The organism is Halovenus rubra (genome assembly GCF_026586665.1).
In the GTDB taxonomy this organism is placed as follows: domain Archaea; phylum Halobacteriota; class Halobacteria; order Halobacteriales; family Haloarculaceae; genus Halovenus; species Halovenus rubra.
The window spans coordinates 243,483-268,123 of the sequence record NZ_JAODIY010000001.1; the positions used below are offsets into that span (position 1 = coordinate 243,483).

General features: G+C 56.2%; 24 protein-coding genes. 10 read left to right on the plus strand and 14 right to left on the minus strand.

Features of this window, described 5'->3' with window-relative positions:
• Window positions 1-15: 15 nt before the first annotated feature.
• Window positions 16-1,113 carry a 60S ribosomal export protein NMD3 gene (locus N5098_RS01205; protein ID WP_267635850.1) on the minus strand — a complete coding sequence of 366 codons (1,098 nt, stop codon included), beginning with the start codon at window positions 1,111-1,113 and terminating at the stop codon, window positions 16-18.
• A gap of 153 nt (window positions 1,114-1,266) precedes the next feature.
• Between N5098_RS01205 and N5098_RS01210 the strand changes: the two genes are divergently transcribed.
• From N5098_RS01210 to N5098_RS01220, 3 genes are all read left to right on the plus strand, one after another.
• A complete protein-coding gene (locus N5098_RS01210; RefSeq protein WP_267635851.1) occupies window positions 1,267-1,989 on the plus strand; it encodes a class I SAM-dependent methyltransferase in 723 nt (240 codons plus the stop codon).
• Window positions 1,990-2,070: 81 nt separating this feature from the next.
• The gene (gene trpY, locus N5098_RS01215; protein WP_267635852.1) at window positions 2,071-2,574 is read left to right on the plus strand and encodes a TrpY family transcription regulator; all 504 of its coding nucleotides are present in this window, start codon (window positions 2,071-2,073) and stop codon (window positions 2,572-2,574) included.
• 100 nt (window positions 2,575-2,674) lie between these two features.
• Entirely contained in the window at window positions 2,675-3,286 is a 612-nt protein-coding gene (locus N5098_RS01220) for an IMPACT family protein (RefSeq protein ID WP_267635853.1), read from the plus strand.
• Window positions 3,287-3,558: 272 nt separating this feature from the next.
• On the opposite strand, the gene upp is transcribed toward N5098_RS01220, so the two are convergent.
• Window positions 3,559-4,233 carry a uracil phosphoribosyltransferase gene (gene upp, locus N5098_RS01225; protein ID WP_267635854.1) on the minus strand — a complete coding sequence of 225 codons (675 nt, stop codon included), beginning with the start codon at window positions 4,231-4,233 and terminating at the stop codon, window positions 3,559-3,561.
• A gap of 200 nt (window positions 4,234-4,433) precedes the next feature.
• Here upp and N5098_RS01230 point away from each other — a divergent pair, with 200 nt between their 5' ends.
• Window positions 4,434-5,132: a DUF5828 family protein gene (locus N5098_RS01230; RefSeq protein ID WP_267635855.1), complete on the plus strand. Its 699-nt coding sequence runs from the start codon at window positions 4,434-4,436 to the stop codon at window positions 5,130-5,132.
• Window positions 5,133-5,153: 21 nt separating this feature from the next.
• Here the strand turns inward: N5098_RS01230 and N5098_RS01235 are convergent, their stop codons facing one another.
• Window positions 5,154-5,840 carry a CehA/McbA family metallohydrolase gene (locus N5098_RS01235; protein ID WP_267635856.1) on the minus strand — a complete coding sequence of 229 codons (687 nt, stop codon included), beginning with the start codon at window positions 5,838-5,840 and terminating at the stop codon, window positions 5,154-5,156.
• Window positions 5,841-5,967: 127 nt separating this feature from the next.
• Between N5098_RS01235 and N5098_RS01240 the strand changes: the two genes are divergently transcribed.
• Both N5098_RS01240 and N5098_RS01245 read left to right on the plus strand, forming a co-directional pair.
• On the plus strand, window positions 5,968-7,143 hold the full coding sequence (locus tag N5098_RS01240; RefSeq protein ID WP_267635857.1) for a GNAT family N-acetyltransferase: 1,176 nt from the start codon (window positions 5,968-5,970) through the stop codon (window positions 7,141-7,143).
• A 23-nt stretch (window positions 7,144-7,166) separates the two neighbouring features.
• On the plus strand, window positions 7,167-7,814 hold the full coding sequence (locus N5098_RS01245) for a DUF998 domain-containing protein (protein ID WP_267635858.1): 648 nt from the start codon (window positions 7,167-7,169) through the stop codon (window positions 7,812-7,814).
• A gap of 18 nt (window positions 7,815-7,832) precedes the next feature.
• On the opposite strand, the gene sppA is transcribed toward N5098_RS01245, so the two are convergent.
• Window positions 7,833-8,840, minus strand: coding sequence for a signal peptide peptidase SppA (sppA, locus tag N5098_RS01250; protein ID WP_267635859.1), 1,008 nt, complete (start codon window positions 8,838-8,840; stop codon window positions 7,833-7,835).
• A 141-nt stretch (window positions 8,841-8,981) separates the two neighbouring features.
• Here sppA and N5098_RS01255 point away from each other — a divergent pair, with 141 nt between their 5' ends.
• Window positions 8,982-9,758 carry an ABC transporter ATP-binding protein gene (locus tag N5098_RS01255; RefSeq protein WP_267635861.1) on the plus strand — a complete coding sequence of 259 codons (777 nt, stop codon included), beginning with the start codon at window positions 8,982-8,984 and terminating at the stop codon, window positions 9,756-9,758.
• A 33-nt stretch (window positions 9,759-9,791) separates the two neighbouring features.
• Here N5098_RS01255 and N5098_RS01260 read toward each other — a convergent pair whose 3' ends face one another.
• Window positions 9,792-11,453: a hypothetical protein gene (locus N5098_RS01260; RefSeq protein ID WP_267635862.1), complete on the minus strand. Its 1,662-nt coding sequence runs from the start codon at window positions 11,451-11,453 to the stop codon at window positions 9,792-9,794.
• Between the two features lie 165 nt (window positions 11,454-11,618).
• On the opposite strand from N5098_RS01260, the gene dpsA reads away from it, so the two are divergent.
• A complete protein-coding gene (gene dpsA / locus N5098_RS01265) occupies window positions 11,619-12,191 on the plus strand; it encodes a DNA starvation/stationary phase protection protein DpsA (protein WP_267635864.1) in 573 nt (190 codons plus the stop codon).
• A gap of 145 nt (window positions 12,192-12,336) precedes the next feature.
• Here the strand turns inward: dpsA and N5098_RS01270 are convergent, their stop codons facing one another.
• The 6 genes from N5098_RS01270 to N5098_RS01295 form a co-directional block, all read right to left on the minus strand.
• Window positions 12,337-12,639 carry an amphi-Trp domain-containing protein gene (locus N5098_RS01270; protein ID WP_267635865.1) on the minus strand — a complete coding sequence of 101 codons (303 nt, stop codon included), beginning with the start codon at window positions 12,637-12,639 and terminating at the stop codon, window positions 12,337-12,339.
• Window positions 12,640-12,829: 190 nt separating this feature from the next.
• A complete protein-coding gene (locus tag N5098_RS01275; protein WP_267635866.1) occupies window positions 12,830-13,231 on the minus strand; it encodes a metal-dependent transcriptional regulator in 402 nt (133 codons plus the stop codon).
• A 48-nt stretch (window positions 13,232-13,279) separates the two neighbouring features.
• Window positions 13,280-14,029 carry an NAD(P)/FAD-dependent oxidoreductase gene (locus N5098_RS01280; protein ID WP_267635867.1) on the minus strand — a complete coding sequence of 250 codons (750 nt, stop codon included), beginning with the start codon at window positions 14,027-14,029 and terminating at the stop codon, window positions 13,280-13,282.
• Window positions 14,030-14,123: 94 nt separating this feature from the next.
• Window positions 14,124-15,431 (minus strand): ABC transporter substrate-binding protein, encoded by a 1,308-nt coding sequence (locus N5098_RS01285; RefSeq protein WP_267635869.1) that lies wholly within the window; start codon window positions 15,429-15,431, stop codon window positions 14,124-14,126.
• A gap of 82 nt (window positions 15,432-15,513) precedes the next feature.
• On the minus strand, window positions 15,514-16,392 hold the full coding sequence (locus tag N5098_RS01290; protein ID WP_267635870.1) for an ABC transporter ATP-binding protein: 879 nt from the start codon (window positions 16,390-16,392) through the stop codon (window positions 15,514-15,516).
• On the minus strand, window positions 16,389-17,579 hold the full coding sequence (locus N5098_RS01295; protein ID WP_267635871.1) for a FecCD family ABC transporter permease: 1,191 nt from the start codon (window positions 17,577-17,579) through the stop codon (window positions 16,389-16,391). The genes N5098_RS01290 and N5098_RS01295 overlap by 4 nt, the downstream gene beginning before the upstream one ends.
• A 299-nt stretch (window positions 17,580-17,878) precedes the next feature.
• Between N5098_RS01295 and N5098_RS01300 the strand changes: the two genes are divergently transcribed.
• Entirely contained in the window at window positions 17,879-19,126 is a 1,248-nt protein-coding gene (locus tag N5098_RS01300) for an ABC transporter substrate-binding protein (RefSeq protein ID WP_267635872.1), read from the plus strand.
• A 116-nt stretch (window positions 19,127-19,242) separates the two neighbouring features.
• On the opposite strand, the gene N5098_RS01305 is transcribed toward N5098_RS01300, so the two are convergent.
• The gene (locus N5098_RS01305) at window positions 19,243-21,153 is read right to left on the minus strand and encodes a cation:proton antiporter domain-containing protein (protein WP_267636074.1); all 1,911 of its coding nucleotides are present in this window, start codon (window positions 21,151-21,153) and stop codon (window positions 19,243-19,245) included.
• Window positions 21,154-21,331: 178 nt separating this feature from the next.
• Between N5098_RS01305 and N5098_RS01310 the strand changes: the two genes are divergently transcribed.
• Window positions 21,332-22,702 (plus strand): PQQ-dependent sugar dehydrogenase, encoded by a 1,371-nt coding sequence (locus tag N5098_RS01310; RefSeq protein WP_267635873.1) that lies wholly within the window; start codon window positions 21,332-21,334, stop codon window positions 22,700-22,702.
• A gap of 149 nt (window positions 22,703-22,851) precedes the next feature.
• Here N5098_RS01310 and N5098_RS01315 read toward each other — a convergent pair whose 3' ends face one another.
• Entirely contained in the window at window positions 22,852-23,826 is a 975-nt protein-coding gene (locus tag N5098_RS01315) for a deoxyhypusine synthase (protein ID WP_267635874.1), read from the minus strand.
• A gap of 473 nt (window positions 23,827-24,299) precedes the next feature.
• Window positions 24,300-24,563, minus strand: a complete 264-nt coding sequence (locus N5098_RS01320; protein ID WP_267635875.1) for a hypothetical protein — start codon at window positions 24,561-24,563, stop codon at window positions 24,300-24,302.
• Between the last annotated feature and the right edge of the window lie 78 nt (window positions 24,564-24,641).

The window sequence follows — 24,641 nt, forward strand, 5'->3', positions numbered from 1 at the left end:
TCTCTTGTGACCGACTTACTCGCCGTCAGGTAACACGAACAGTCCCTTCTGCGTGTCGATGACAGTAACGGTGTTGGCGTCGGTATCGAGGTAATCAGGTCGGGCAACTGTCTTGGTCTCGTAGGTGCTTGGGTGAAGCACCTGCACAGCGTGTTCGTCGGTGACTGCAACTAATGTCGTCTCTTCGCCGTCAGTGGCTAGGCCGAGGCGGTCGGCGTCGGGCGCGTTGCCATCCTCATAAGACGCCTCGTAGTGGTCGCCGGTCGTCAGCCGCGTTCCCTTGAGGTTCCCTCGGACGCTCTCGACGAGGACCGGCCCATCATTGTCGGGGTCGATGATTTCGCCGGGTTTGAACGGTGGGAGGTGGACTGCGTAGGTGACCCGGTAGACCTCGTTGCCGTCACTGTCTTCGGTCACGAGTGTCTCATAGTCGCTGTAAGTGCCGCCAAACTCACGGACGATACGGCGGGCGACCTGTTCGCCAAGCCGGTTTGTCGAGAGTTGGATGTTGAGGCCGCCGGTCACTTCCGTTACCTGAGTGACGAAGGCCTCGCGGTCACCTTTTGATTCGAGTTCGTCGACCAGTTCGTGTGCAATCTCGCCGGCACGGTCGCACTCTTCGTCGCTTGGGTCGCGCTTGTTTGCCCGGACCTGCACGATGCTGGCGTAGGAGCCACCGGCGATACGGCCACAGCGCTCACAGGTTTCTCGCCCCATCTTCACCGGGACGACAACCTCTTCGCTGATTGGCGTTCCCCGGAGGACGCCAGAGAACTGACAGTGCATTCGGATTGTGGTGGTGTCAACCTGCTCGGGGGCAACCTGCCAGGAGACACTCGTTGCGTCGACGTGAACTGATAACGCTTCACTTACCGATTCAATGGCGATATCGGTGTAGTCTTCGGCCCCAACATCAACCCAGCGATTACCCCGATAGACAGCACCACACTGTGAACAGACACGCACCTCCACGCGGTTAGGTGCGTCAACGAGGTCGTACTCGTCAATATAACACGAGTCACAGAGCGCACTGTCGACGCCCTCGCGGCTGATTTCTTCCTCACGTTCGATAGTATCGCCACACCGCGGGCAGAATTTACCGGAGCCGCTCATTGCTCGACGGTACGCCGCTGCCGTTTGTAAGTGCCGCGTTTCGGGGGCGACGCTCCCGATGAGACACAGGGCAGTCGTCAGACAACTCCGGCTGGCCACTTCTGTGAACGGAATCACAATAATTAATCAGCCAAGCGATAAACGGCGCTATCCATGCAGCCGACTGATAGCCCCACCATAGAAGATGCGTACTCTAAACTGGCACAAACGTACCAGTCCCAAGAAGAGAGTCCGTACTGCACGGACCTAGAATTTCCTGCGATGACCGACCTCCTCCCGAACATAGAAGCGAAACGAGTCCTCGATGCTGGCTGTGGACATGGGCGGTACGCAGAGTGGTTGGCTGAAAAGGGTGGAGATGTCGTTGCTGTTGACAACAACACCGAGATGCTCGAACAGGCGAGACAGCGACTCACCGACGACGTAGACATTCGTCGGGGCGATATCACAGAACCCCTTGAGTTCGCTGACGACGGTTCATTCGACGGTGTCGTCAGCGGTCTCCCACTCCATTACGTCGAAGATTGGCATGAGGCCTTTACTGAGTTCGCGCGTCTTCTCCGACCCGGTGGATTTCTCGTGTTTTCGGCACAACATCCAGTCGATGAATACATCGCATTCGACGCCGAGAACTACTTTGAAACCGAACAAGAACAGATGACGTGGTCGGCTGGCAGCGATGAGGTCGACGTTCCCTTCTATCGCCGCCCGTTTTCTGAGGTTATCAACCCGCTCATCGAAACTGGCTTTCAGATTGACGAACTGGTCGAACCGAGGCCCACAGAGGGATTCAAAGAGAAAAAGCCAGAATCCTACGAAAAACGACTGAAATACCCGACGTTTCTGTGTATTCGAGCGTCGAAATCCACAGCATGACCGGGAGACTGAAGAATCGCTAACGAACTCCAGCCTTCGATTTTGCTAACATCTTTACTATCGGCGTTCGAGACTTCACCAATGTTCGACGAGATTATGAACAAGTTCGCAGATTCGCCGAGCCAGCAACAGGTCATCAGACTGTTGCTTGAGCGGGGGTTCTCAGTCAACGACGATGGGCGCGTTGTGTCTGGGGGGATCGAGATTCCAAACACGGGTATCGCTCGCGAGGTTGGTGTCGACCGACGAGTGGTCGATACGACGACCGATGCTATCCTCGCTGACGACGAGTTGCGCCCAATCTTTCAGAACATCTCTGCTATCCCGAGCCTGATGGACCTCGCTCCGGTGCTTGACCTGACCGTCCTTACGGTCACCGTCAGGGATGCTGAGGAGTCAGGCATTGTTGCCGCAGTCACAAACAAGATTGGCGACCACAATATTACCATCCGACAGGTCATCAGCGAGGACCCCGAGTTCACCGATCTGCCACAGCTATACGTCATTATTGACGACGAACTCCCAGGCAAGCTTATCAATGAAATCCGTGAACTGGCCTTTGTTCGCCGTATCGAACTTGCGTGAGTGGGTGGGCCCTTGGATTTTATTGACCGCGATCTCTCTCACTATACTGCATGGCAGGTGTGACGAAAGGGCCAAACCGATTCCCTCCCAATCTCTCGTTGTGAGCGAGGTTTATCGGACCGTGGCGGGGCGTGGCCAAGACAGGTTCGAGGTACGTGGGTCGGACTTTATTGGCCACGTCGACACTGCCGCCACCATTGCGGAAGCCGAGCGGTTTATCGATAGCGTGAGCACGGAGTACAACGACGCAACCCACAACATCCCGACTTACCGTGTCCGGGCCGAACCGCTCCGAGAGTACTCTGACGATGACGGCGAACCCGGCGGTAGTGCCGGCAAACCCGCACTCAATGTTCTCCAGCAGGAAGCCGTCGAAAACGTTGTCGCTGTCGTCACCCGCTACTACGGCGGAACAAACCTCGGCGTCGGTGGACTGGCCCGCTCGTACTCCCGTGCAGTCAAGGATGCTCTTGATGAGGCCGACATCGTCGAACAGCGCCCCCACGAGCGATTTACCATCGCAGTCGAATACGATGACTCCGGTACTGTTCGCGGGATTCTCGAATCAACCGGCGTCGAGTTTGAGGCTGACTATGCCGAGACAGTCACGTTTGCTGTCTCCGTTCCGATAACTGAGGGTGCAGACCTGCGAGACCGTATCAGGAGTGCAACGAGCGGTCGAGCATCACTCCATACTGAGACCAATCAGTGACTGCTGGGTGCGTACGCTCTAGTTGTACTCTTGTGGGCGTCGACAGTACCTCGTTTCAAGTGGAGATATTTGGTTGACGTATGACGTTATATCCACCTATGAACCTATTGGATTTAACAAGACGGCACTTGTTTGTGTGAATGTCACATATTCACATTGGTGTGGGTTTCCACATGAAATAGACGGGTGCAACACCTGTCGAACAGGCTGTCCGTTTTAGGCTAGTCGGTCCCAGAGACCGAATCGTGCCTATCCTACTAGTCAGACCTTGTTTAGGTCGTGCGGAATGCTCGGTCACCGGCATCGCCGAGGCCGGGAACGATGAAGCCGTCTTCGTCGAGTTCGTCGTCGACGCTTACAGTTACGAGCTCTACGTCGGGGAACTGGTCGGTCACACGCTCTAACCCCGGCGGAGCGCTGACTGCCGAGAGGACAACGCAGGTTTCCGGCGGCTCACCTGACAGTATCTCATCGAGAACAGTCACCATCGTGCTGCCGGTGGCGAGCATCGGGTCAGCGATGATGACTGTGTCATCCTGCGTTATCTCGGGTAGTTTGACGTACTGGACCGAGATAGGAAACTCGCCTTCATCGCCCATTCCGGCCTCCTCGTCGCGACTGGCAGAGATGACGCCTTGCCGTGCGGTCGGGAACGCCTTCAGTAACCCCTCGACGAGGGGGGTCGCTGCACGGAGAACGTTGACGATAACAACATCCTCCATGCCGCTCACACGGGTTGTGGCCGTCTCAGCCAATGGTGTTTCGACTGTTCCGGTTGCAGTTGGGAATCGACTGTCGATGAGTTCATAGCCACAGAGACGGCCCAGTTTGACCAGCCCCTTCCTGAAACCGACTTGGCTTGTTTCGACGTTTCGGAGGTCGCTGAGGACGTGTTGTGCGAGTGCGTGGGTAACAACCGACGCATGCTCGTGCTCTTCGAGTGTCATACTCGGTCGTTTTGGTGGTCAGTACTTAGAACTAGCGAGAAACGGCCCCAAAACCCGACACTGCAGCCGAAGCTAGCAATCGGTCTGCTTGTTACCAGGCAAACCCCCCTGATAAACACTCGATTTCCCGACATGCTCTCTGTCCAGCGACAAAGCTTACCATCATCGACCACATACGCCGAAAATAGTACACCATTCGTATGGAAAAGATGGAAGAAAGCGTCTCCGGATTCAAGGTCAGTGGCAGTTGGGTCGATGTTGTTGAACACGGCGAGCGTATTGCTCGAGCACTCGAGGAACTCTCTGATGAGTTCGATATCGACGAGCACGCACTCGATGAGTTTGACCAGTGGCGGCCCAAAAGCCACGAACGCCTTGATGAAGACGTAAGCAAAAAGACTGCTGAACAGGCACACGTTGAGCAGGGTAAAGGCGAAAAGAAAGGCAAACAACCCGAAGAGGACCTCCAGACTGCCGGCGAAAAGCTCGCAGAGTCCTATGAAAACCTCGATGAACCGGACGAGGCTGTCAACAAATGGGGTGAAAGTATCGATTATGTGGCACGCGCAGCAGACTCGGCAAGTCGCAAGGCAATCCGCAAGGTCGAAGATACAGTCTACGAGAACGTGATGACTCAGATGTCGCCGTACTACTTCGACAACGACCTCATCTCCGCGAACATCCAGCGTACTCGAAGCGGTGACGAACAGGAGTACGTCTTCGAGGTAAATGTCAATGAAGACGATATAAAAATTCGCGTCTCGAACAAACTCGCGGATTACGAACAGGTTGTCGAGCGCTGGCACGTCAACATCGAAAAAGAAACTGCATCAATCGAGGCGGCAGAAGGCGTCGAACCACCTGAGCAGGATGACGACCTTGACGCCAAGACGAACTAACTTTACCGCCAACCGGCCCTCTCAGTCCGAGTCGATTCCAAGGCGGTTGACAATTCGGCGACGAACGCCACCGGCAGCCTGCCGTAGGCTGACGTGCCAAGGGGTCCGCTTCCCCTCGATATCGGTCTGTCCGGCACGGATAGCGTCGAGAATACCGGAGACAGTTGGTTCTTCTGCATCAACCCATGTGACAGATTGCCCGACCATTTCACAGACATGGGCGTCGCTCCCGGCAGTCATCGGGAGAGAGTGTTTCCGCGCGAACCGGCGGGCCTGTCGGTTCGAGTAGCCGGTCAACAGGCGGGAGTTATATACTTCGATAGCGTCGGCAGTAGAGAGCTCATCGCCGGTTATATTCGCCAGCACGCCGTTCCGTGACTCCTGATAGGGATGGGGAACAACTGCGAGACCGCCGTGGTCACGAATGTAGTCTAGCGTATCTTGAAAAGGCATTCCCTCGGGAACAAGCTCGTCGAGCCCGAGCGAGAGAACATGGCCGTCGGCCGTCGAGACTTCCATTCCCGGGATACAGATGAGGTCGTACTCCGGGGCGAGTTCGGCGGCTTCACGGCTCGCCCATATTTCATCGTGGTCGGTGACAGCAATCGCATCCAGTCCGACAGCTTGGGCTTGTTCAAGAAGCAACTCGACGGCGTCTCGGCCGTCGTAGGAGGCTTCGGAATGAGTGTGAAGTTCGACCGCGAGCACATTTCGAGAACATCACTGGACCGTGAAAAACCTGCCGTGGTGAGTTTCTCATAGCGAAGATCTTGAGGCTGTTCTTGGCGCGAACATGTCACAAACGCTTATACTACCCCGGCAACGGAGATAGAGTATGTCTCGAACAGAGCTTCGGCCGCTTTCGGCCGACCGGCAGGTCGACTTCCAGCGGGTCGTCGACTACGCGTTTGACGCCGCAGCCGGGCCGCCGTCCTATGATGGTCCCGAGTCGACGCCTGACCTGTTGGGAACGCAGCTTGGCCTCTTCGCTGACGGCACGCTTCGGACCGTCTGCACTCACTACGAGCTTACTGTCAGTCACCGCGGAGAGTGGGTCCCGATGGCCGGGCTGGCAGGGCTTGCGACGCTGCCCGAACACCGGCGAGAAGGGTACGTCCGTGACCTTCTCTCGGCGAGTCTGGAGCGCTGGCGCAACGAGTTTGCCTTTGTGGCACTGTGGCCGTTTGATTACGGCTACTACGAGCAGTTCGGCTGGGCGATGGGCTGTACACTGATGGAGTACACCTGCCCGCCGGAAACACTCGCATTCGCACGCGACAGCCCGGGTCAGCTTGAGCGGCTTACTCCCGACGACTGGAAACGACTCCAGCACGTCGTCGAGACCTATGGGATGGAATACGACTTCACGGTACAGCGCGATGAGTCGTGGTGGCGCAGACGTATCTTCGATACCGGCGACCGCTACGTCTATGGAATTGAGCGAGACGGACAGTTCCATGGCTACGTCGGTTACAGTATCGACGACGAGTCCCGGATGAAAGTTCTCTACAACGCCTTTACTGACCACGAGGCATTCCGTGGCCTGCTTGGGTTGCTCTCGAATCATGATTCACAAGTCGAGACGGTCACGCTTTACCGGCCAGCCGAGTCCTCGCTGCTAGATATGGTGCCGGACCCGAAGGCGGTCGACTGCGAGGTCCGTCCGGGGATGATGGTCCGCGTCGTAAGCGTTATCGACGCACTCGAAACAGTCCCCTATCCCGAGGAAGCGACTGGAACGCTAACTTTTGCTGTCACCGATGAAACGGCCGCCTGGAACAACGGCACGTTCGAACTTACCGTCTCGGACGGAACGGGCGTGTGTCGACGTGTTGACGATGCGACGCCGGACCTCCGCGTCGATATCGAAACGCTCGCCCAGCTGGTTGTCGGCTACCATGCTGTCCCAGAGGCACGCAAGCTTGCTGGCTTAGAGACAGACGACGAGTCCGCCACACGACTCGCGCGGTGGCTCCCGCCCCGAACGGTGTCGCCGATAGACAACTTTTAGCGAGAGCCAAGATAACATCTCTCATGCAACAAGCCGATACAGACGAGAGGCACGCAAAACGCGCCGAAACTCGGTCGCATTTATTCGACAGGGCAACAGTCTGGAGTGGTATCGTTGCCCCGGTCCTCGCGCTTGGCTGTGTCGCGTTATCGACACTGATTGCGTCATCGGCGGAGTTCACGTGGGCGGGCAAGGCGCTTTCTGACCTCGGGCGGCGGGAGGCATCGACGTTCTGGCTGTTCAACGGTGGCCTGTTTGGCGGTGGCACAATCGGAGTGTTCTTTACCCGGCCGCTCTGGCGACACGCAACGAACCGTGTTGAACGTCTTAGCGTGGTCTCCTTTCTTATCTCGGTAACTAGTCTCGCCCTCATCGGTGTGTTCTACCTGCCTCGCGACCCACACGGGTTTGTCGCGATGCTGTTTTTTGTTGGCGGACCCATCACACACGTTCTCTACGGCATTGGACTGCTTCAACGCGGCGAGACTCGCGGTGGTTGGCTCTCGGTTGGATTTGGGGTTGTCCATGTGTTTGCATGGAGTGGCTGGTTTGGCTACATCGCAGCCACCGGGTCGAGTGACTACTTTGCAGTCCCCGAAATGCTCGCTGCGCTCGCGTTTGGTGGGTGGGCAATAGCTGTTACTCGCCAATTGCAGAGGGAAACGACCTGAAAAACACTGACGACGGGTTCAGGTGCGAATACGCGGTATGTCATCGCCGGCGATGGTGCTGGCAATACCGGCACCAAAAGCATGAGCAACTGACCGGGCGCCGGCACCGATGCGGTCAGTCACCCCTTTGTCGGGCTCGAACGTCTCGATTTCGAGTTCTTCGACGCCGAGGTCGTCCGCGAGGCGGTCTTCCATCTCCTCGCGTGGGCCACAGCTGTCGACGAGCCCGTTCTTGGCTGCCTCCGTTCCGGCGTAGACGCGAGCTTCTGTGTCTCGGACGAACTGTTCGTCTAACTCTCGTCCCTCGGCGACGGTCTCCACGAACGAGTCGTACGAATCGTCGATCAGTCCCTGCAGATACTCGGCGTCACGCTCCTCGAATTCGCGCCACGCTGCCCCGGCATCCTTGTACTCACCGGCGACGAGCCGCCGGTAGTCAAGGCCGAGTTTCTCGGCCAAGCCGGTTCGACCGAGTTGAGACCCGATAACGCCAATAGAGCCGACGATGCTGTTCTCACGGGCGTGAAACTCGTCACAGCCACTGGCAATCCAGTAGCCGCCGCTTGCGGCCAAGTCCTCGGCGTAGGCAACAGTTGGGCCGTCGAACTGCTCGGCTGCACGGCGGATATCTTCGCTCGGGACGACCGCCCCGCCAGGGGTGTTGAGCTTTACAATGAGTGCACGTGCGCTACTGTCCGCGTCGGCCTGCTCGATTTGTTCAACGATATCGTCGGCCGAGGCTGCGCTACCGCCCACGGGGAGTGGACCACCGCCGCTGTCTCCGTCGCGTGTGATAATGTCGTTGACTGCGACCTCTGCAACGTTGTGGGTGGGGAACAGTTGGCCAGCCATTCGGCCCGAGAACACGACGCCCACGAGTGCAAGCACGGCGACAAGTAGTGTCTCCAATAGGCCAAGGCCGGTAAATTCGGGAACGGCCCAGAACAGTCCAACCCCGATACCGACTGCGAGAACGGTACCGAGCAATACGATAGCTAGTTGGCCAAGTGTGCGTGTCTTCGACATACACTATTGCTATCAATCGACTCCAATAGTTCTATCGAAAAACCGGACGAATCCATCCGGACGGCCCATGCTATGCCAGACTGTCTCTTGGGCTGAAACCTATCGTCCGGTTTTATACGCATTCGGGAGGGACTGGTGTATATGACTACGCCAGCTATCGAGATGGATAAACTGACAAAGCGGTACGGCGAGACGATTGCCGTCTCCGAGGTGAGTATGTCCGTCTCGGCGGGCAGCGTCTATGGCTTTCTTGGACCCAACGGTGCAGGGAAAACAACGACGATGAGCCTGCTAACGACGCTGACCCGACCAACGTCGGGGACTGCACGCGTCGCCGGCCACTCTATCGAGAACCGCGAGGCAGTTACGCCCCATATTGGTTATCTGCCCGAAGACCCGCCAATCTACGACGAACTCACCGGGCGCGAACAACTGGAATATGTCGCCGGGCTTCGTGACCTTCCTGAAGACGAGTCGAGCAAGCGTATCGATGAGATGCTTGATCGGTTCGACCTTTCGGCCGACGCAAATAAGCGTATCAGTGGCTACTCGAAAGGAATGCGCCAGAAAGTTGGCGTTATTCAGGCCGTCTTGCACGAGCCGGCTGTCGCATTTCTCGACGAGCCGACAAGCGGGCTTGACCCGCGGGCGGCACGAACAATGCGTGACACCATCGCTGAACTTGCCGAACAAGAGATGACGATTTTTCTCTCGACGCATATCCTCCCGGTTGTGGACGAACTGGCCGACACCATTGGTGTACTCCACGACGGGGAACTCGTCGCCGAAGGTGACCCAGAAATGCTCAAATCGCGCGCGGAAACAGGCGAAAGCGCGACGCTTGAAGATGCGTTCCTTGCAGTTACGACCGACGAGGAGGCTGCCACCGAGGAGGTCGCTGCTGGGCAGTCGGTTTGAGGTTTGCTTCTCCGGCGCTGATACTATCTGTGATTACTGAGGCCGGTAGGTGTTGAACTGTCGAACGGCGTACCCAACCGAGAGAAACGGTCCAACAATCCCGGCGAGGAGAATGCCAGCAGCAACAACAGTCACACCCATCTCCGGCACGGTGAACGAAATACTCGGCACTAGCCCAATCAGTCCTGAGAGAATTTCTGCGATTGCTTCCGGTGCGGAGTCAAAATAGAGTACAACACCGGCACCAATCGGGAACAGGATAGCCAACGAGTACACAATGAACGCTGACTTGCTCGGCATCACCGCATGGCGGTTGCTTGTGATGCGCACCTCACCAAAGCGAGGGAACAGGGTACCGACACCGACCGCAAGCACCGGCGAAACGAGTGTTCCTACAACGGTTCCGACAGTTAACAGAGCCGTTTCGACGGTATCGAGCGGACTCACGAAGCCCACGACAGGCGGGACAACAACTGCAAGTGGGAGCATACAGATGATACCCGCAAGTACTGTCCCGGCCACGGCAGCACGCCCCGATATTGTCGCGGTCAACACTGCCGGCATCGCGGGGCCGTGATCGCCCAGCAGGTTGAGCGTGAACAAGGCACCTGCCGCCCAGACGACGTAAATACCAAACAACACTGCTGCAAATACTGGAATCTCGCCGCTTTGGATAGCATCCCCGATGAACCCGACTGCGCCAAGAAGTGGATAGGCAACGTACGCAATGCGGGCGGGGGCTCGACGTGTTCGTCGGATAGCAGTCACAGTAACGGTCCGGATAGAGCGAGATGCAAGTCCCGACAGCAGTGAGCCTACCCAGTCGTTTGAGTCGACGGTCTCTTCTTGCCCGTCGGCCTTCGCAGGGTCGGCAAGCAAGTGAATCTCCGCCAGACGCACACCGATTCCGAGTGAAACCAGTGTCAGACCAACCGCCCCAGCTACCCCGGCGACAGCCTCCCAGAGTGTCGGCTCGATAACTGGTATCCCGACGAGTAACAACTGGCCGGGCCAGCCAAGCGGGCTATCACCGAGTACGTCGAACAGGAGACCAGTGATTACGTTGAGCCAGCCGGTTGCGATGCTCCCAAAGTATGCGACGCCAAGCGCGACAAATACTAGCGTCCGGTACTGTGCAACCGGTTCATACACTGTGAGCAGATGCCGGAGACAGATTCCTACGACGAAACCAACTGAGAGGGCACCAACAGTAAGGACACCAACTGTCGTCAACGCGAACAGCGGAACCAACGGTGCAGTCGCACCCCATGCGAAAGCGCCTGAGAGAACGAGAACTGGGCCAGCAATCCACAGCATAATGATGAGACTTTCTTTCAACACCAACCCCATGACGACGTTCCGGAGTGATGTCGAGATTAGGAGTGAGCCCGGTTCGTCGATATCTGCAACGGTTGTCACTGTCCGTCCGGTCGCCAACACGGTTAACCCAACTCCTGCAACCGCGGCCACGCCGGTGAGCGCGTTCGCCACCGTCTCCAGATCACTGCTCCCAATTTCCCCGGCAACCAATTCCTCTCCGGCCTCTGCCAGAAAAAGCGAGCCAAATACGAGGACTGGTCCAAGAAAGAACAACCCCAAAACGACGTAGATGGCCATCTTCGTCCAATCAGAGAGAACAGTTCGAAGCGTTCGGCGCAGTTCCGTCCGCGCGATTCGCACGGCAATACGACTCATTAGTACTGAATTCTACCAAATAAGGTAAAAAACCTCTCACTATGTCTCTCTGTTTGAAACGGCCTGATTCCGTTGTCTGGAGTGCCCCGTTTCGGTTTAGGTGGCACGAAAAATGTATTATTTTTGATAAGTTTTAAGTGGATAGCGTCCAGAGAAATAGATAGGATGAGCACCCAAAAAGACATCAAACAAGAAGCAGGAACAGTCGAAGGAAACTCGCTCCGCTTGGAGCCTGAGAAAGCAGAGCAGATTGTCGATGCACTAAACACCGACCTTGCTGATGCGTACGTTCTGTACCACCAGCTTCACAAGCATCACTGGAACGTCGAGGGCGCAGAGTTCCTCGATATCCACGTCTTCCTGCAAGAGGTCTACGAAGACGTTGAAGAGGCCGCAGATGAGATTGCCGAGCGCCTGCAGGCCCTTGGTGGTGTTCCTCACGCCAGCATGCCGACACTCGCCGAACACGCCACTGTCGAAGCGGAAGACGAGGATGTATACGACATCCGGACCTCGCTCGCCAACGACCTAGAGATGATGGGAGACATCATCGAGAGCTACCGAGAACACATTGAGCTCACGCAAGGACTGGGCGACTACGCGACGGCACAGATGCTCCGCGAACAGCTCGAAGATCTTGAAGAGTACGCCCATCACGTCGAACACTACCTCGAAGACGACACGCTCGTCCTCGAATCAGCGACACACAGTTCCGGTGAAGCACCGGACGTGAGCTAATCGCTGCTGTCGCTGCTGTCGGGTTGTCACTGCGTCGCTTTCGATTTGTTGCGGGCTGTTTCTGGCTGCAGTTTGGTCGATTGCTGTCAGTGCCACATCCGACCAGCATCAGCACTCTCGTGGCAGCGTTCAGAAACCGCCACAGCTACAGAATGTCGGGAGCTGGCTCCTCGGTGTGACCCGGCAGTTCGAGCTCGATTTCGAGTTCTGGCTCGTCGACACCCTCGTAGTCAATTTCGAGTTCGATTGGCTCACCGAACTCGAATGGCAGTTCCCACTCGTCGGTCGTTAGGGTTAGCTCATCGTCTGACTGGAGCTGTTCGCCCAATTCGACGAGAAATTCACCCGTCGCTTCAGCGTCGAGACGGTACTCCTGGTTGAAGTCCCGCCCGGACCTGATCGTCGTTCTGTCGTCCTGTTCGGTCGAATCATCTGCGTTCTCAGTCATGGGTAAAGGCGTGACACGGTGATATCGCTCTGTATCCAGCCGCTCGGGATGAGAAATCGCGGCGTCGGGACCACTCCCACCGGCTTCTAGTGACACCGGATCTGACGATGCGGTCCGGATGACAGTCCGTGCTGATTGTCATCGCTACTATTTAGGCAAACCTAAATTATAAGTGGCACGATTTGGACTCTCAGTGGTTATCCTGACGAGTGTCGACCGATGGATTCGGTTGTTCGTTCTCATCGAGGAGCAGCGTCACGAGTCGCTGGGCGACAGACTGACTCATCAGGCCGGCCATCTCCATTGCCTCTTGCTCGTGGGAGTCGAGGTCGAGAACGGTCCGAAAGAACCAGGAAAGTGCAACGTAGGTCTCGTGTAACTCTTCTCCGCGTTCGCGTCCCGTCTCGGTCAACATCGCTCCATGGTATGGCTCACGGTCGACAAGCTTCTCGGATTCGAGCCGCTGGAGCATCTCAGTTGTTGCCGCCGGAGAGCGGTCGAGCATCTCGGCCAAGTGACCGGATGGAATTGGTGGGGAACGCCGCTGTTCGGCAATATACAGGGCAAGGAGGTACTGTGCTGTCTCTTTCATGTCGTGTCTCAGGGTGCCGGTAAGTCCGCCGGGTCATATCCGGCGGCGTTAGTTGTTCGTCGGTGTTTCCCCATCGAGGCTCGGATGTGTTTCTTGATCATCTGGGTGTGGTTCGGCGAGATACTTCTGGAGCAAACCACGCGAGTCAGCCTCGCGTTGTTGGCGCTCACTGTCGTCGATTTCTTCACAGCCTGGTGGCAGGTCCCGTTCACGGTCCGTAAAGTAGCCATCGGGGGTGACCCAGTCGTGGTAAAACGGGGACTCGTTATCTTCGAGGAGTGTGACCGCGACCTCTGCACCGTGGCCCGCACAGACGATGGCCTGATGTGGCTTTTGGGCTACCCGGCCAGCCGCGTAGAGTCCTTTGACACCGGTCCGGCCACGGTCGTCGACATCGACAAAGGTTTTCCCACGGTCGATAATGCCAACGCCGTCGATACCTGCCAGATACCCGACCTCGTTTTTTGTTGCAGCGATGACGTACTGGCTGGTGATGCGTTCGTCAGCAGTCTCGACGATGAACCCCTCGTCAGTGGGCGAAACCTGTGTTACCGCTGCAGACAACTGCTCACACCCTGCGCGGTCAATCTGTTCACGCAGAAGATCGAGGAGCAGTCGCGCGTTGATACCTGCGGGAAACCCGGGAAAGTTCTCCAGATGTGCGTTCCGTCGGAGAATTGACCCGCCAGCGTCGACGACGAGCGTATCAAGGTCGTGACGAGCGGTAAACACCGCCGCAGAAAGACCCGCTACTCCGCCACCGACGACGACGACATCTGCGGACCCGGTCTCATTCATACTATCACGGTATCTCTGGTTAGGTTTCGCGCGTACTTTTTAGTTGCCCTAGTGTCAACTGCTGGTACTTTCTTTGCCGGCTCGGGGGCCCCTCTCATTCAAAATCACCGTTGATGATGTCTGCAACTCGCTGACGGTCGAACAGTTGTTCGTCGTCGGCTATCTCGGGATATGGCCCCTCGGCGTAGGTCGGCCACTCACCAAACTGGTCTGGATAGAGTTGCTTGGCTGTCATTTCGAGTTGGAAGAGATTAAGTATCGGTCCCTGATACCGGGCTCCTTGAGCGTAGACACGGTCGTTTTTGACGGCAGTAACTTCCCCGGCAACAGGGTCGGATTTGAACAAGTCACGACGCTTTTGCATGTTTGTCGTCGGTTCCATCCCGCCAAGATAGAGTATGACATCCGGATTCCCATCGAGCATCACTTCGAAGTCGATGACGGTGGCTGGCTCGACGCTCCCTTCGAAGGCATCTTTGGCGCCGAACGGAGCGGTGTGTGCGGTCAGGAATCCTGGCGTATCGAGCGGGTACGAGTATATCTCATCGACGTCAGACGCAGCAATCATCACTGCAGTTGGGCGCTCAGATTCAGGCGGCAGCCCGGATTCGATAGCTGATACCATCGCGTCGTACTCTGCTTTGAGTGCCTGATATCGCTCTTGTTCTTGGAACATCTCTGCGACGATACCGAACTGCTCCCAGAGACCGTAGTACTCGTAACTGTCGGCCCACTCCTTTGGTGGCTTCTGGTGAGAGTCACTGAGCGAGTTGCCAAACCACGGACTAACTTTCGATGCGATTTCGTCGATATCCTCTCGGTTCCAGTCGTTTTGCTGGGTTATCCACGCCGGGTCGGCCAGGTGAACATCACTGTCGAGGTCGTAGAGTTTCTCCTTGCTAGGTTGCCATGAGGAGTATAACCCGGTCCAGTCGAGCGTAACGTCAGGAAGTCGCTCAACGAACTGATTCCAGAGGGCGTGGTAGTACTTGGGGGCGTGCATCGCATTGACTCCGTCGCCATGCCCGAGGGCGAATGCCATGTCAGCGTGGTGTGTAAGTCGCGTGAACACGGTCTCTGGTGGGGAGTCAAATGTCACTTCGCCCATTGGAGCTATTGACACGGAGTACGATTCATCAGGCTCCTCGGTCGGCGTTGTCTCCGTTTCGGTGGCTGTCTTGGTTTCCGTTTCGGTCGCCTCTGTTTTCGTTGTCTCGCTGCCCCCTGTCGACTTATTTGTGTTGTTGGTACTGGTGTCTGTACTATCTTCTTGGGTCGGCGTCTCATCGCTCGAATCTGTGTTGTTGATACACCCGGCGATAAGTCCGCTGCCAATAAGTGCCCCGCCCCTGATATATCTGCGCCGCGTTACCCGTCCGCTACTACTGTTGTTGTCCCCCATATTTTTAGGCTTACCTAAAACAAGTTAACTCCTCCGATTCTCCAAGCAGGGTCCCGTTGTAGATCTGTTCGCTGGGCTGTTGTTACTCTTCGATTGCGCAGTGGGGCGTAATCTGTGGGCCGACCGAATCGTTCGTGACCGTCGCGTCGACACGGAACACGTCAGCGAGTAGTTCCTCGGTCACGACCTCGTTTGGTGGCCCCCAATCGTATAGCTCCCCATCGTTCAGCGCGATAAGATTGTCTGCAAACCGCGCTGCCTGTCCAATATCGTGAAGCACAACGCCGACAGTAACATCTTCTTCGCGATTCAGCGTCTGGATTACATTCATGACCTGCAGTTGGTGGTGCAAATCAAGGAAGGTCGTCGGCTCATCGAGCAACAGGAGGTCGGTATCCTGTGCGAGCACCATTGCAATCCAGACAAGCTGTTTCTGACCGCCACTCAGGTTTGCGGTTTCGGTTTCACGGAGGTGTTCGACGCCTGCGAGGTCGATTGCACGGTCGATAGCGTCGTAGTCTTTTTCTGAGAGCGTATCGAAAAAGCCTCGATGGGGATACCGACCGTGGGTGACGAGTGTCTCGACGGTGAGTGACCCAGGTGAGTCATGTTCTTGGGAGAGCAGTCCAAGCTCTTTTGCGAGTTCTTTCGACTCGAACTCTTGAACGGATTTACCGTCGAGCAGGAACTGACCGCGTTCGGGCGTGAGATGAGAAGCCATTGACTTTAACAGCGTACTCTTGCCGCTCCCGTTTGGGCCAACCAGCGCGGTCACTTCCCCTTCTGGAAGGACAACGTTGTTACACTCTACAACCGGCTCATCGGTCGTTGGATAGCCAATTGCGAGGTTCTCTCCGACGAGCTTGCTCGGTCCTAACTCCGTCGATGTTCTCTGTTCGTCGTTCTCACTGTCCTGTTCGTCTGTCGATGATCTGGTCTCCGAATGTTGTCTAGTCGTCATATCTGCCCCATATTGTTCTGTTTGCGCATCAGATACAGGAAGTACGGCCCGCCGATGAGTCCAGTGACGATACCAACCGGTATCTGGAGGTCAGCCCCGAGGATAGCACCCATCCCCAGCCGCGCACCGACGTCGGCTGTGACCATCAGTGCTGGACCCACAAACAGGGAACCGACGATGACTTTCTTGTAATCGCTTCCGACGAGGTTTCGCACCATGTGCGGGACAATCAACCCAATAAAACTGACAATACCAGCGACGGCAATGCTCGCCGACGCGGCGAGCACTGCGACACCCGAAAGTGCAAACCGTACTTTCTCTATCGACATTCCCAGCGACCGTGCGGTTTCTTCGCCCAGTAACAACACGTTACACTGCCGGGACCCGGCGACTGCCAAGATTATCGCAATGAACGACCACGGGAGGACAAGCCGAACCTCCTCCCACCCTGTGCCGGTCAATGACCCGGTTGTCCAGGCGATAGCGGACTGGACGACTCCAATATTGTCGGCGAAAAAGAACAGGCCTGTCTGCATGGAGTTGAAGACGGTCCCGACGATGACACCAGCCAGTACCAACCTGACCGGCGATGTTCCGTTTTTCCAGGCAATTAGATAGACCACAAGGAACGCGGCTGCACCGCCAAGCGCTGCGACCAGCGGGAGCCACGACGAGGGACGAAACACTATCTCGTAAGGAAGAAATGGCAGTCCAAAGGCGAACGTGATGCCGGAAAACACGACCAGCGTCAGCAGAATCATGAGCCCTGCTCCCGAGGAGACACCGAGAATGAACGGGCTTGCCAGCTCGTTTCGCGTCACCGCTTGGAAAATTGCGCCCGAGACGGCAAGGTTCATCCCGACGATGATAGCCACCAACACGCGCGGGAGGCGCAACTCCCAGATGATGAGACTGTCTCGACTCATCTCGGGTAACTCGCTGCCAAAGAGGAAAGAGTTCCACGCATCTAGGTTGAAAATAACATTTGGATTGAAGATGCCCGCCCAAACCTCACCGAGGGTCATCGAGTACGCTCCGTACCGTACCTGCAAGAGACCTGCTATCGCGACGAGGATAACACTCCCAAGTGCCGTGGTCAGGAGTCGCCGGTCAAGCAACCAGACGAACCGGTTTTTGTCTCGGGAACCTGTCTCTGCTGTCGCCCCAACTGAGCTTTCGTTGCTCATTGTTTCTCCTGTTGTGTCGGTGTTCTGCTGTTCACTTCCGCTTGCCCGGTGATAACCGCTGTTTCCCGTTCTGCGGAACGTCTTTTCTTGTCGCTCCTCATATGATTTAGGGATACCTAAACCGGTAAAATAGTTACGGACTTTAGGCAAACCTAAATGGCTTCGGTGAAAATTGCATGTATCGGCAAAGATGACGTGGTGTGTTTCCCGCCTCAGATAAGCGACGTTAATTACTTTCTTCCTGTCTGCGCTTTTCCTTACTTCGAAACCCTTTTAGATATTTTAGGCTAGCCTAAAGTATGCGGAATAATGGAAACAAGACGCGGAGACAGTTATTGAAAATGAGTGCGGCGCTTGCTGGCGCTGGCGTAGTTGCGGGCTGTATCGGTAACAGCGACGATGGAGACGATGAGTCGACTGGTAATGAAAAGACAGACACTGAAAGTACTGCGACGCCGGCACCTAAAACGGAGACAAAGACACCGGAGGAAACTCCTACGCAGACACCGGATGACAGCGGAGATGAGACAGGCAGCGATGATAGCAGCAGTTCCTACAGCGTGACGATGGAACCGGTTGGGACGCTTGAATTCGATTCGCCGCCGGAAACGTGGGCAGCAAACAACGGGAGTTGGGCTGACATGGGTATCGCGCTCGGACAGGACCCACCAGAGGCCGTCTACCTGACAGGGCGATATCACACGCAGCTGTACGAAGAGATTCCTGATGTGAGCGTCGATAAAAGCGATATGAAGTCGTTCTGGGCAGACGAACTCGACCCAGAGGAGTTCCTGTCGATGGCCGAAGATGTCGACGTGTTCGTCAGCGACCCGAATTTCATAATCGGGCGGACCGGCGATTGGGAGCAGAAAGATATCGACCGCATCACGTCGACAGGAACGCCATTCTTCGGCAACAGCAGCTTTTCGCGTGGATACGAGTGGCACGACTACGACTACCTCTCACTGTACGACGCCTTCGAGAAGATGGCCGAACTGTTCCAAGAGCAAGAACGGTACGCGGCCTTCGAAAAAGTTCACACGGAGTTACAACAGCGTATCGAGGGCATTCTCCCGTCCGAAGACGAGCGTCCATCGGTCGCAATTATGTGGCCCAAGCCCACAGAAAAGCCCGAGAAATTTTCGCCGTACCTCATCGACGACGGGACCAGCTTCAAGCAGTGGCGCGACCTCGGCGTCGAGGATGCTTTCGCGACGACTGACGTAGCCGATTTCCACGCCGGTCGTTCCAGAGTCGACTACGAAATGTTGCTGGAGATTGACCCTGATGTGCTCTTGCTCCGTGGGAACGAGGCCAAAACTGCACAGGAGTTTGAGGACACACTTCTTTCGTTCATGCAAGACCACAACATCGCAAGCAATCTATCCGCTGTCCAGAACGGCGATGTCTACCGTGGCGGACCACTCTACCAGGGCCCTATCACAAACCTCGTCATGACCGAGCGGGCAGCCAACCAGGTTTACGATGTCGAGGAAGAACTATTCGACCGTCAGCGCGTTTCTGACATCGTCAACGGCAACTTCTAACGAACAGAGCGAACCGTCCAAACACCTGAGCAAAACTATTTTTTCGTCACCGACGCGTCGTCTTGTTCGACAGCCACTACTGGCGCTGTGTCGTCGGCACACCCGTTGTTGCGCTGTCAGTCATGGGGGTGTATCTGTGTAATGGCGGCTTCGACGGAGTCAGTCCCGCCCAGCACGGTAAGGTGATCGCCGTACTGTATCTGGAGGTCCGGATCAGGGACGGTGTTTTCTTCGTCCCGAGTTAGCAGTGCGATCATACAGCCGTCGGGCAGTTCTTCGTTGAGCTCACGAATCGTCGAATCGACGAGACTCTCGTCGGTCACCTCGATTTCCTGGATATCACCAGTTCTACCCAGTTCTCCCATCCACCGTGACAGCCCTGGCCGTTCGATGAGGTTATCGATTGCCCACGCCGTTGAACTTGTTTCGGAGATAGTTTCGATACCAAGCTCTTCGAAGGCATCCTTGTTTGTCGGCTCATTGACGCGAGTAATCACTTTCTCGGCATCGAATTTCGAATCCGCAAGCTGTGTCACAAGCAGGTTTGTGTCATCATCTCCCGTGGCCGCGACAATGACTTTTGCATTGCCCGCCCCGGCTTGTCTGAGACAGCCTGTATCTGTCCCATCTCCTTCTCTGGCGGTAAAGCCTTGCTCACGGAGGGTTTCGACCAGTTCGTTGTCCTGCTCGATAATGACAACATTTTCACCCCGCGCTTCGAGTCGTTTAGTCAGTTCTTCGCCGACACGACCACCGCCGATGATGAGTACACGCATTGGAATCACCCGTAACCGTTCCGCTATCTGCCTTGCAAACCCGCCTTCGAATACGACAGTCACCAAAATGACGAGAAACACTGTCCCTGCGAGAATATCGCCGCCACTGGGGTTCGACGGCGGAGCTGGCGTCTGTAGCTGGATAGCAAACAGGGTCGCCACGCTCGCTGGAATGATACCTCGCGGGCCGACGAAACTCATGAATAGTTTTTCACCCCGGGAGAATCGCTCGCCGGTTGCCGACAAAAAGACAAGCCCCGGACGCAACACAAGTGCGACGACAACGACGACCAGCAAGCCACGAATCCCCAACTCTTGTAGGGATTTAAACTCGATTAGCGCCGCAAGCGCGATAAAGACAAACGAGAGTACGATAATTGTCACATCGCCTTTGAACTCCTCGATTTTCTCCTCGTAGGGGAGATTTAGGTTCCCAAGCAGGACTCCTGCCGTTGCGACTGCGGCGACGCCGGATTCAGCCCGAATGGAATTCGCAATGCTAAATGCCACCACTGCGCCAGCGAGTGTCATCAGTCGAACGTTCTGTGGCGTCCACCCAGTCGGCATATCGACACGAGTTAGCAGGAACCAGAGCACGACTGCCGTCGTCAGACCGATGAACACGCCGACGCTTAGCCGTATAATAAACTCTACCAGATAGTCAGCAGGATTGGACTCCTGTGAGGCCAGTAGTTTGAAGATGACTGCCGCCAGAATCGCCGCGCTCACGTCGTTGACAATGCCCTCCGTCTCCAGTGCAGCGGCGACTCGGTCTCGCACTGGGACAACTGTCAGAATTGGCGTGATAACTGTCGGGCCAGTAGCGACCAGAAGTGACCCAATAAGCGCTGCAATCCCCCACTCCACACCGAGGAGAAACTTAGCTGCCACTGTCGTTCCGACAAACGAGATAGCCGCCCCGATAGTCACAAGACGGATGGCAGCCGAGGGTGACTCTTGGAGTTTCTGCGCTTTGAGATGAAACGACCCCTCAAAGACGATAATTGCGACGCTGACACCGACGATTGTAGTGAGCGAATCGCCGAACGTCTCCCGTGTCACGATTTCGAGCCCTTCCGGCCCAACGGCGACACCTGCCAATATCAAAAAGAGAATACTTGGCACGCGGAATCTGTCCGCTAACACCTGTGCTGTCACGCCGAGCCCAAGAATCAGCGCGACAATTATCAGAGTGTTCGGGCCCTCCGACGATAATGGGTGCCCAATGCTAGAGACAAACGATAACAGCATACCGTATCTATCCACACCCAAAAGTCGGGCGCCCTCCTATATAACGACTGCCAACTTTTCTCGTGTAGTGCCAACGCTGACGACACCCGGGGATAGCCCATTCCACTCTAGCACCCAGATTATCGGCGGTGAGCTACAGTCCAGAAGACACTTGATGTATACCTCCTGAGTATCGGACATGACACCCCCTCCAACTACCAGAAGACGGTTTCTCCGGGCAGCAGGCACACTCTCCGTCGCGGCAGTTGCTGGCTGTCTATCGGACTCATCAGACGGGTCCGACGGCGAAGAAATGCCAACAGCAACCGGTGTCGGCGACAAGATTCCATACGACGTGGGTGTCCAACATGACCTGACTGCATGGAACCAGTACGATTCCGATTGGGCTGCCCCGAAAACGGCTCCCGAACCGGGCAGCTACGAAGCCGAGATACTGGCAGAAAACCTCGAAATCCCGTGGGATATTGCCTTTGCACCCAACGGTGAGCTGTTTGTCACTGAACGGACCGGACGTGTCGTGACTGTCGAACAGAACGGGTATAAGACCGTTTCAGAGCCGGAATCGGTTGTCGATGCCGAGGCGCTTCCGCCGGGCTCGGAGGAAGATAGCTGGTACGTTGAGGGCGGCGAGGGTGGCCTCCTCGGGATTGCTGTCCACCCCAATTATCCCGACGTTCCGCTCGTCTACACCTACTTCACGACCAAGAGCGACGACGAGCGAATCAACCGCGTTGCTGCCTTCGATACGAGTTCCGACGATTCCTGGACTATCGTCGACAATATTCCGGGTGATTCATATCATAACGGTGGCCGTCTCACCTTTGGACCCGAAAACTATCTGTGGGTAACAGCCGGTGATGGCGACCCGGCACTGGACAACCCCGAGGCAATCGCTGACCCCGGAACCCTCGGTGGCAAGATCCTGCGTCTCGAACCAGACGGGGCAGCACCCCAAGATAACCCTGACATCGGCCCAGACGCTGACCCTCGGGTGTTCACGTACGGCCACCGGAACCCCCAGGGTGTGGCTTGGTTCCCTGATGGAACGCCGATTATCGCCGAACACGGGCCGGGCGGCGGCGACGAGGTAAACGTGCTTCGACCAGGCGGAAACTACGGCTGGCCGAAAGCACGGAACAGCGATGGCTTCGAGTCCTACAAGGGAACTGACTACCAGCGACCGGTTGCAAGCGCCTCGTCGTGGGCCCCTTCAGGGTGTCTCTTCTATACGGGCGATTCGATACCCTCACTACAGGGCCGTCTCATTGTGGCTGGTCTCATCAGTCAGCAACTCATCGCGTTCACCATCACGCGTGATGGGTCACGATTGACGACCGACCACGAACATCGGCACGCTGCCGACTGGATGGACAACGACTATCACGCCGCAAGTACGCCGTTGCTTTCCGACGAACTCGGGCGGATTCGACACGTCGAGCAGGGGCCAGATGGTGGCCTGTACGCAACGACCTCAAACCGCGACGGCAGAGCAGGTGACGGATTTCCCACCGAGCGAGACGACAAACTCGTACGGATACGGCCGAACTGACTGCTAGTCGTTGTCTCTTGTCGATGCCGTTGCTGGGTAAACAGAGTGTCGCTACTTTGAGACCCTTTCGGGCTGTCATTTGAGGTGTTTTGCACAGGTTTCCACAGCCTGCGCGGTGTTTCTCCTCATCTGGGAGTCCAAGGCTCCGGTCAGGCGGTAAACGCGCCCGCCACGAGTAACGGGAAGACGAGCGTCGCCTCCGCTTCGACCTGCGTGTAGTTCGTCTCTTCTTCTTTGATTTTCCCCCACGAGACTGCCTCGTCCGGTGGTGCTCCAGAAAGCGACCCGTCGCCTTCCATTCCGGTCGAGATATAGACGGCGTAATCCGCGCCCCCACGGAAGAGATTCGTCATGATTGCGTGGTGTTTCGGGACGCCACCGCCTACAGCAATCAGCCCCGTTGTATCCGCAAGCAGTCCGTCCTCGATGAGCGAATCGTAATCTTCGAGGATTTCAATACCCACATCCATGTCGTTGCCCCGACGGTAGTAGTAGAGGAAATTCCCGACCTCTGCGTCAGTTAGGGCCGGACAGTGCACCGGTACATCATTGTCAGCGGCCTGTTTCAGCACCGAGTCCTCGTCGTCGAGTGTCTCTCCGAGTTCCCGTGCAAACGCTGTCGGTGTCCGGACCGACTCCTCGGCGAAAAAGTCATCAAAGAAGTCGTATAGATACTCCTCCAGCCAGACGTACCGGTCTGACGGAACGTAGATGTTTCCGAGCCGGTTGATGCCCTGCTCGCGGAGCATCGCTTCGTCAGCATCCCACTCGCCCATCTTGAAGGGCTTTGCTGTCTTAATGACGTCCTCAGTTAGCGAGCCGGATGTCGTAATAATGACGTCGACGTGACCCTCTCGAACGAGAGCCGCAACTGTCTCGCGAAGCCCGGAAGAAATGATATTCGAGGTGAGCGTGAGATACATCGTCGCATCGTCCTCTTGCATCTGTTCTGTAATCTCGATTGCCTCAGCGAGCTGTGTCGCCTGGAAACCGGTCGTTGCGTAAGTATCGAGCAGTTCGTGAACACCAGTCTCGCCCCGGAAATCAGGGCCGCGAACGTCCGGCGTGTCGAGGTCTTCGTCGGTGCCGGGGACGACATGTTCATGCGAGTCGTCGTTGTCCATACAGAAACTACGTCGATGAACGGTTTGTATAGCTCGGTTTCTGTCTGTGTTCCGGTGTTGGTTGTGGCGAACGTACTTGCCAGCCAGCTTGATGTAGAGACTGATACCTGAAGCCGGTATAGCCGTACGGAGATGCAAGGAGGAAGCTCCGTGCTTTAGGCGGGAATAATGTCACTGGACTTTGTGCGTAGTGTTCTGAGCAGAAAAATAGTGCACACAAATATAACAGAGAGGTCCGTCCCACTCGTATGGCCGAATTTTCTGAGACACAGCTTTTTGCTCTCTCTGTCTGGTCGCCGCCATACTTGGATTCGGTCTCTCGACTGCATTTTTTGATGGTTCCGGTCTTCTCGTGTCAATTTTCGTCTACGCGGGTATCATCTTAGATCAGCGGGAAATCCCGTCCTTCAGGACGGGAAGGAACGCGTAAGCTTCGGCAATATCCACCGTTTCCGTAGCTAACTGAATACCAATCACTCGGCTCGCGGGTCGGAAACAAACTCGTAGACCCCTTTGCCTCGGATGTTCTTGATGTGATGGTGTTCTGCTAGACGGACGAGGCGCTGATTGATATACGACCTAGAGACACCACCACCTTCAGTTTGTTCAGCTATCACTTCCTCAAGAATTGCGGGCGTTGCCCGCCCTTCGGTTGTGAGGTAGTCAAGTATGATCTTATCCTTCTCGTTCAGTTTCGTCTCATCCAGCACCATACTCGGAACGTTTTTCCCGCCCATACATCGTGGTTCTGGTTGTAGGCTCTTATCTCTTACCACTATCTCTTGTTTCTATCTCTGGTTAGAGATAGTTAGTGT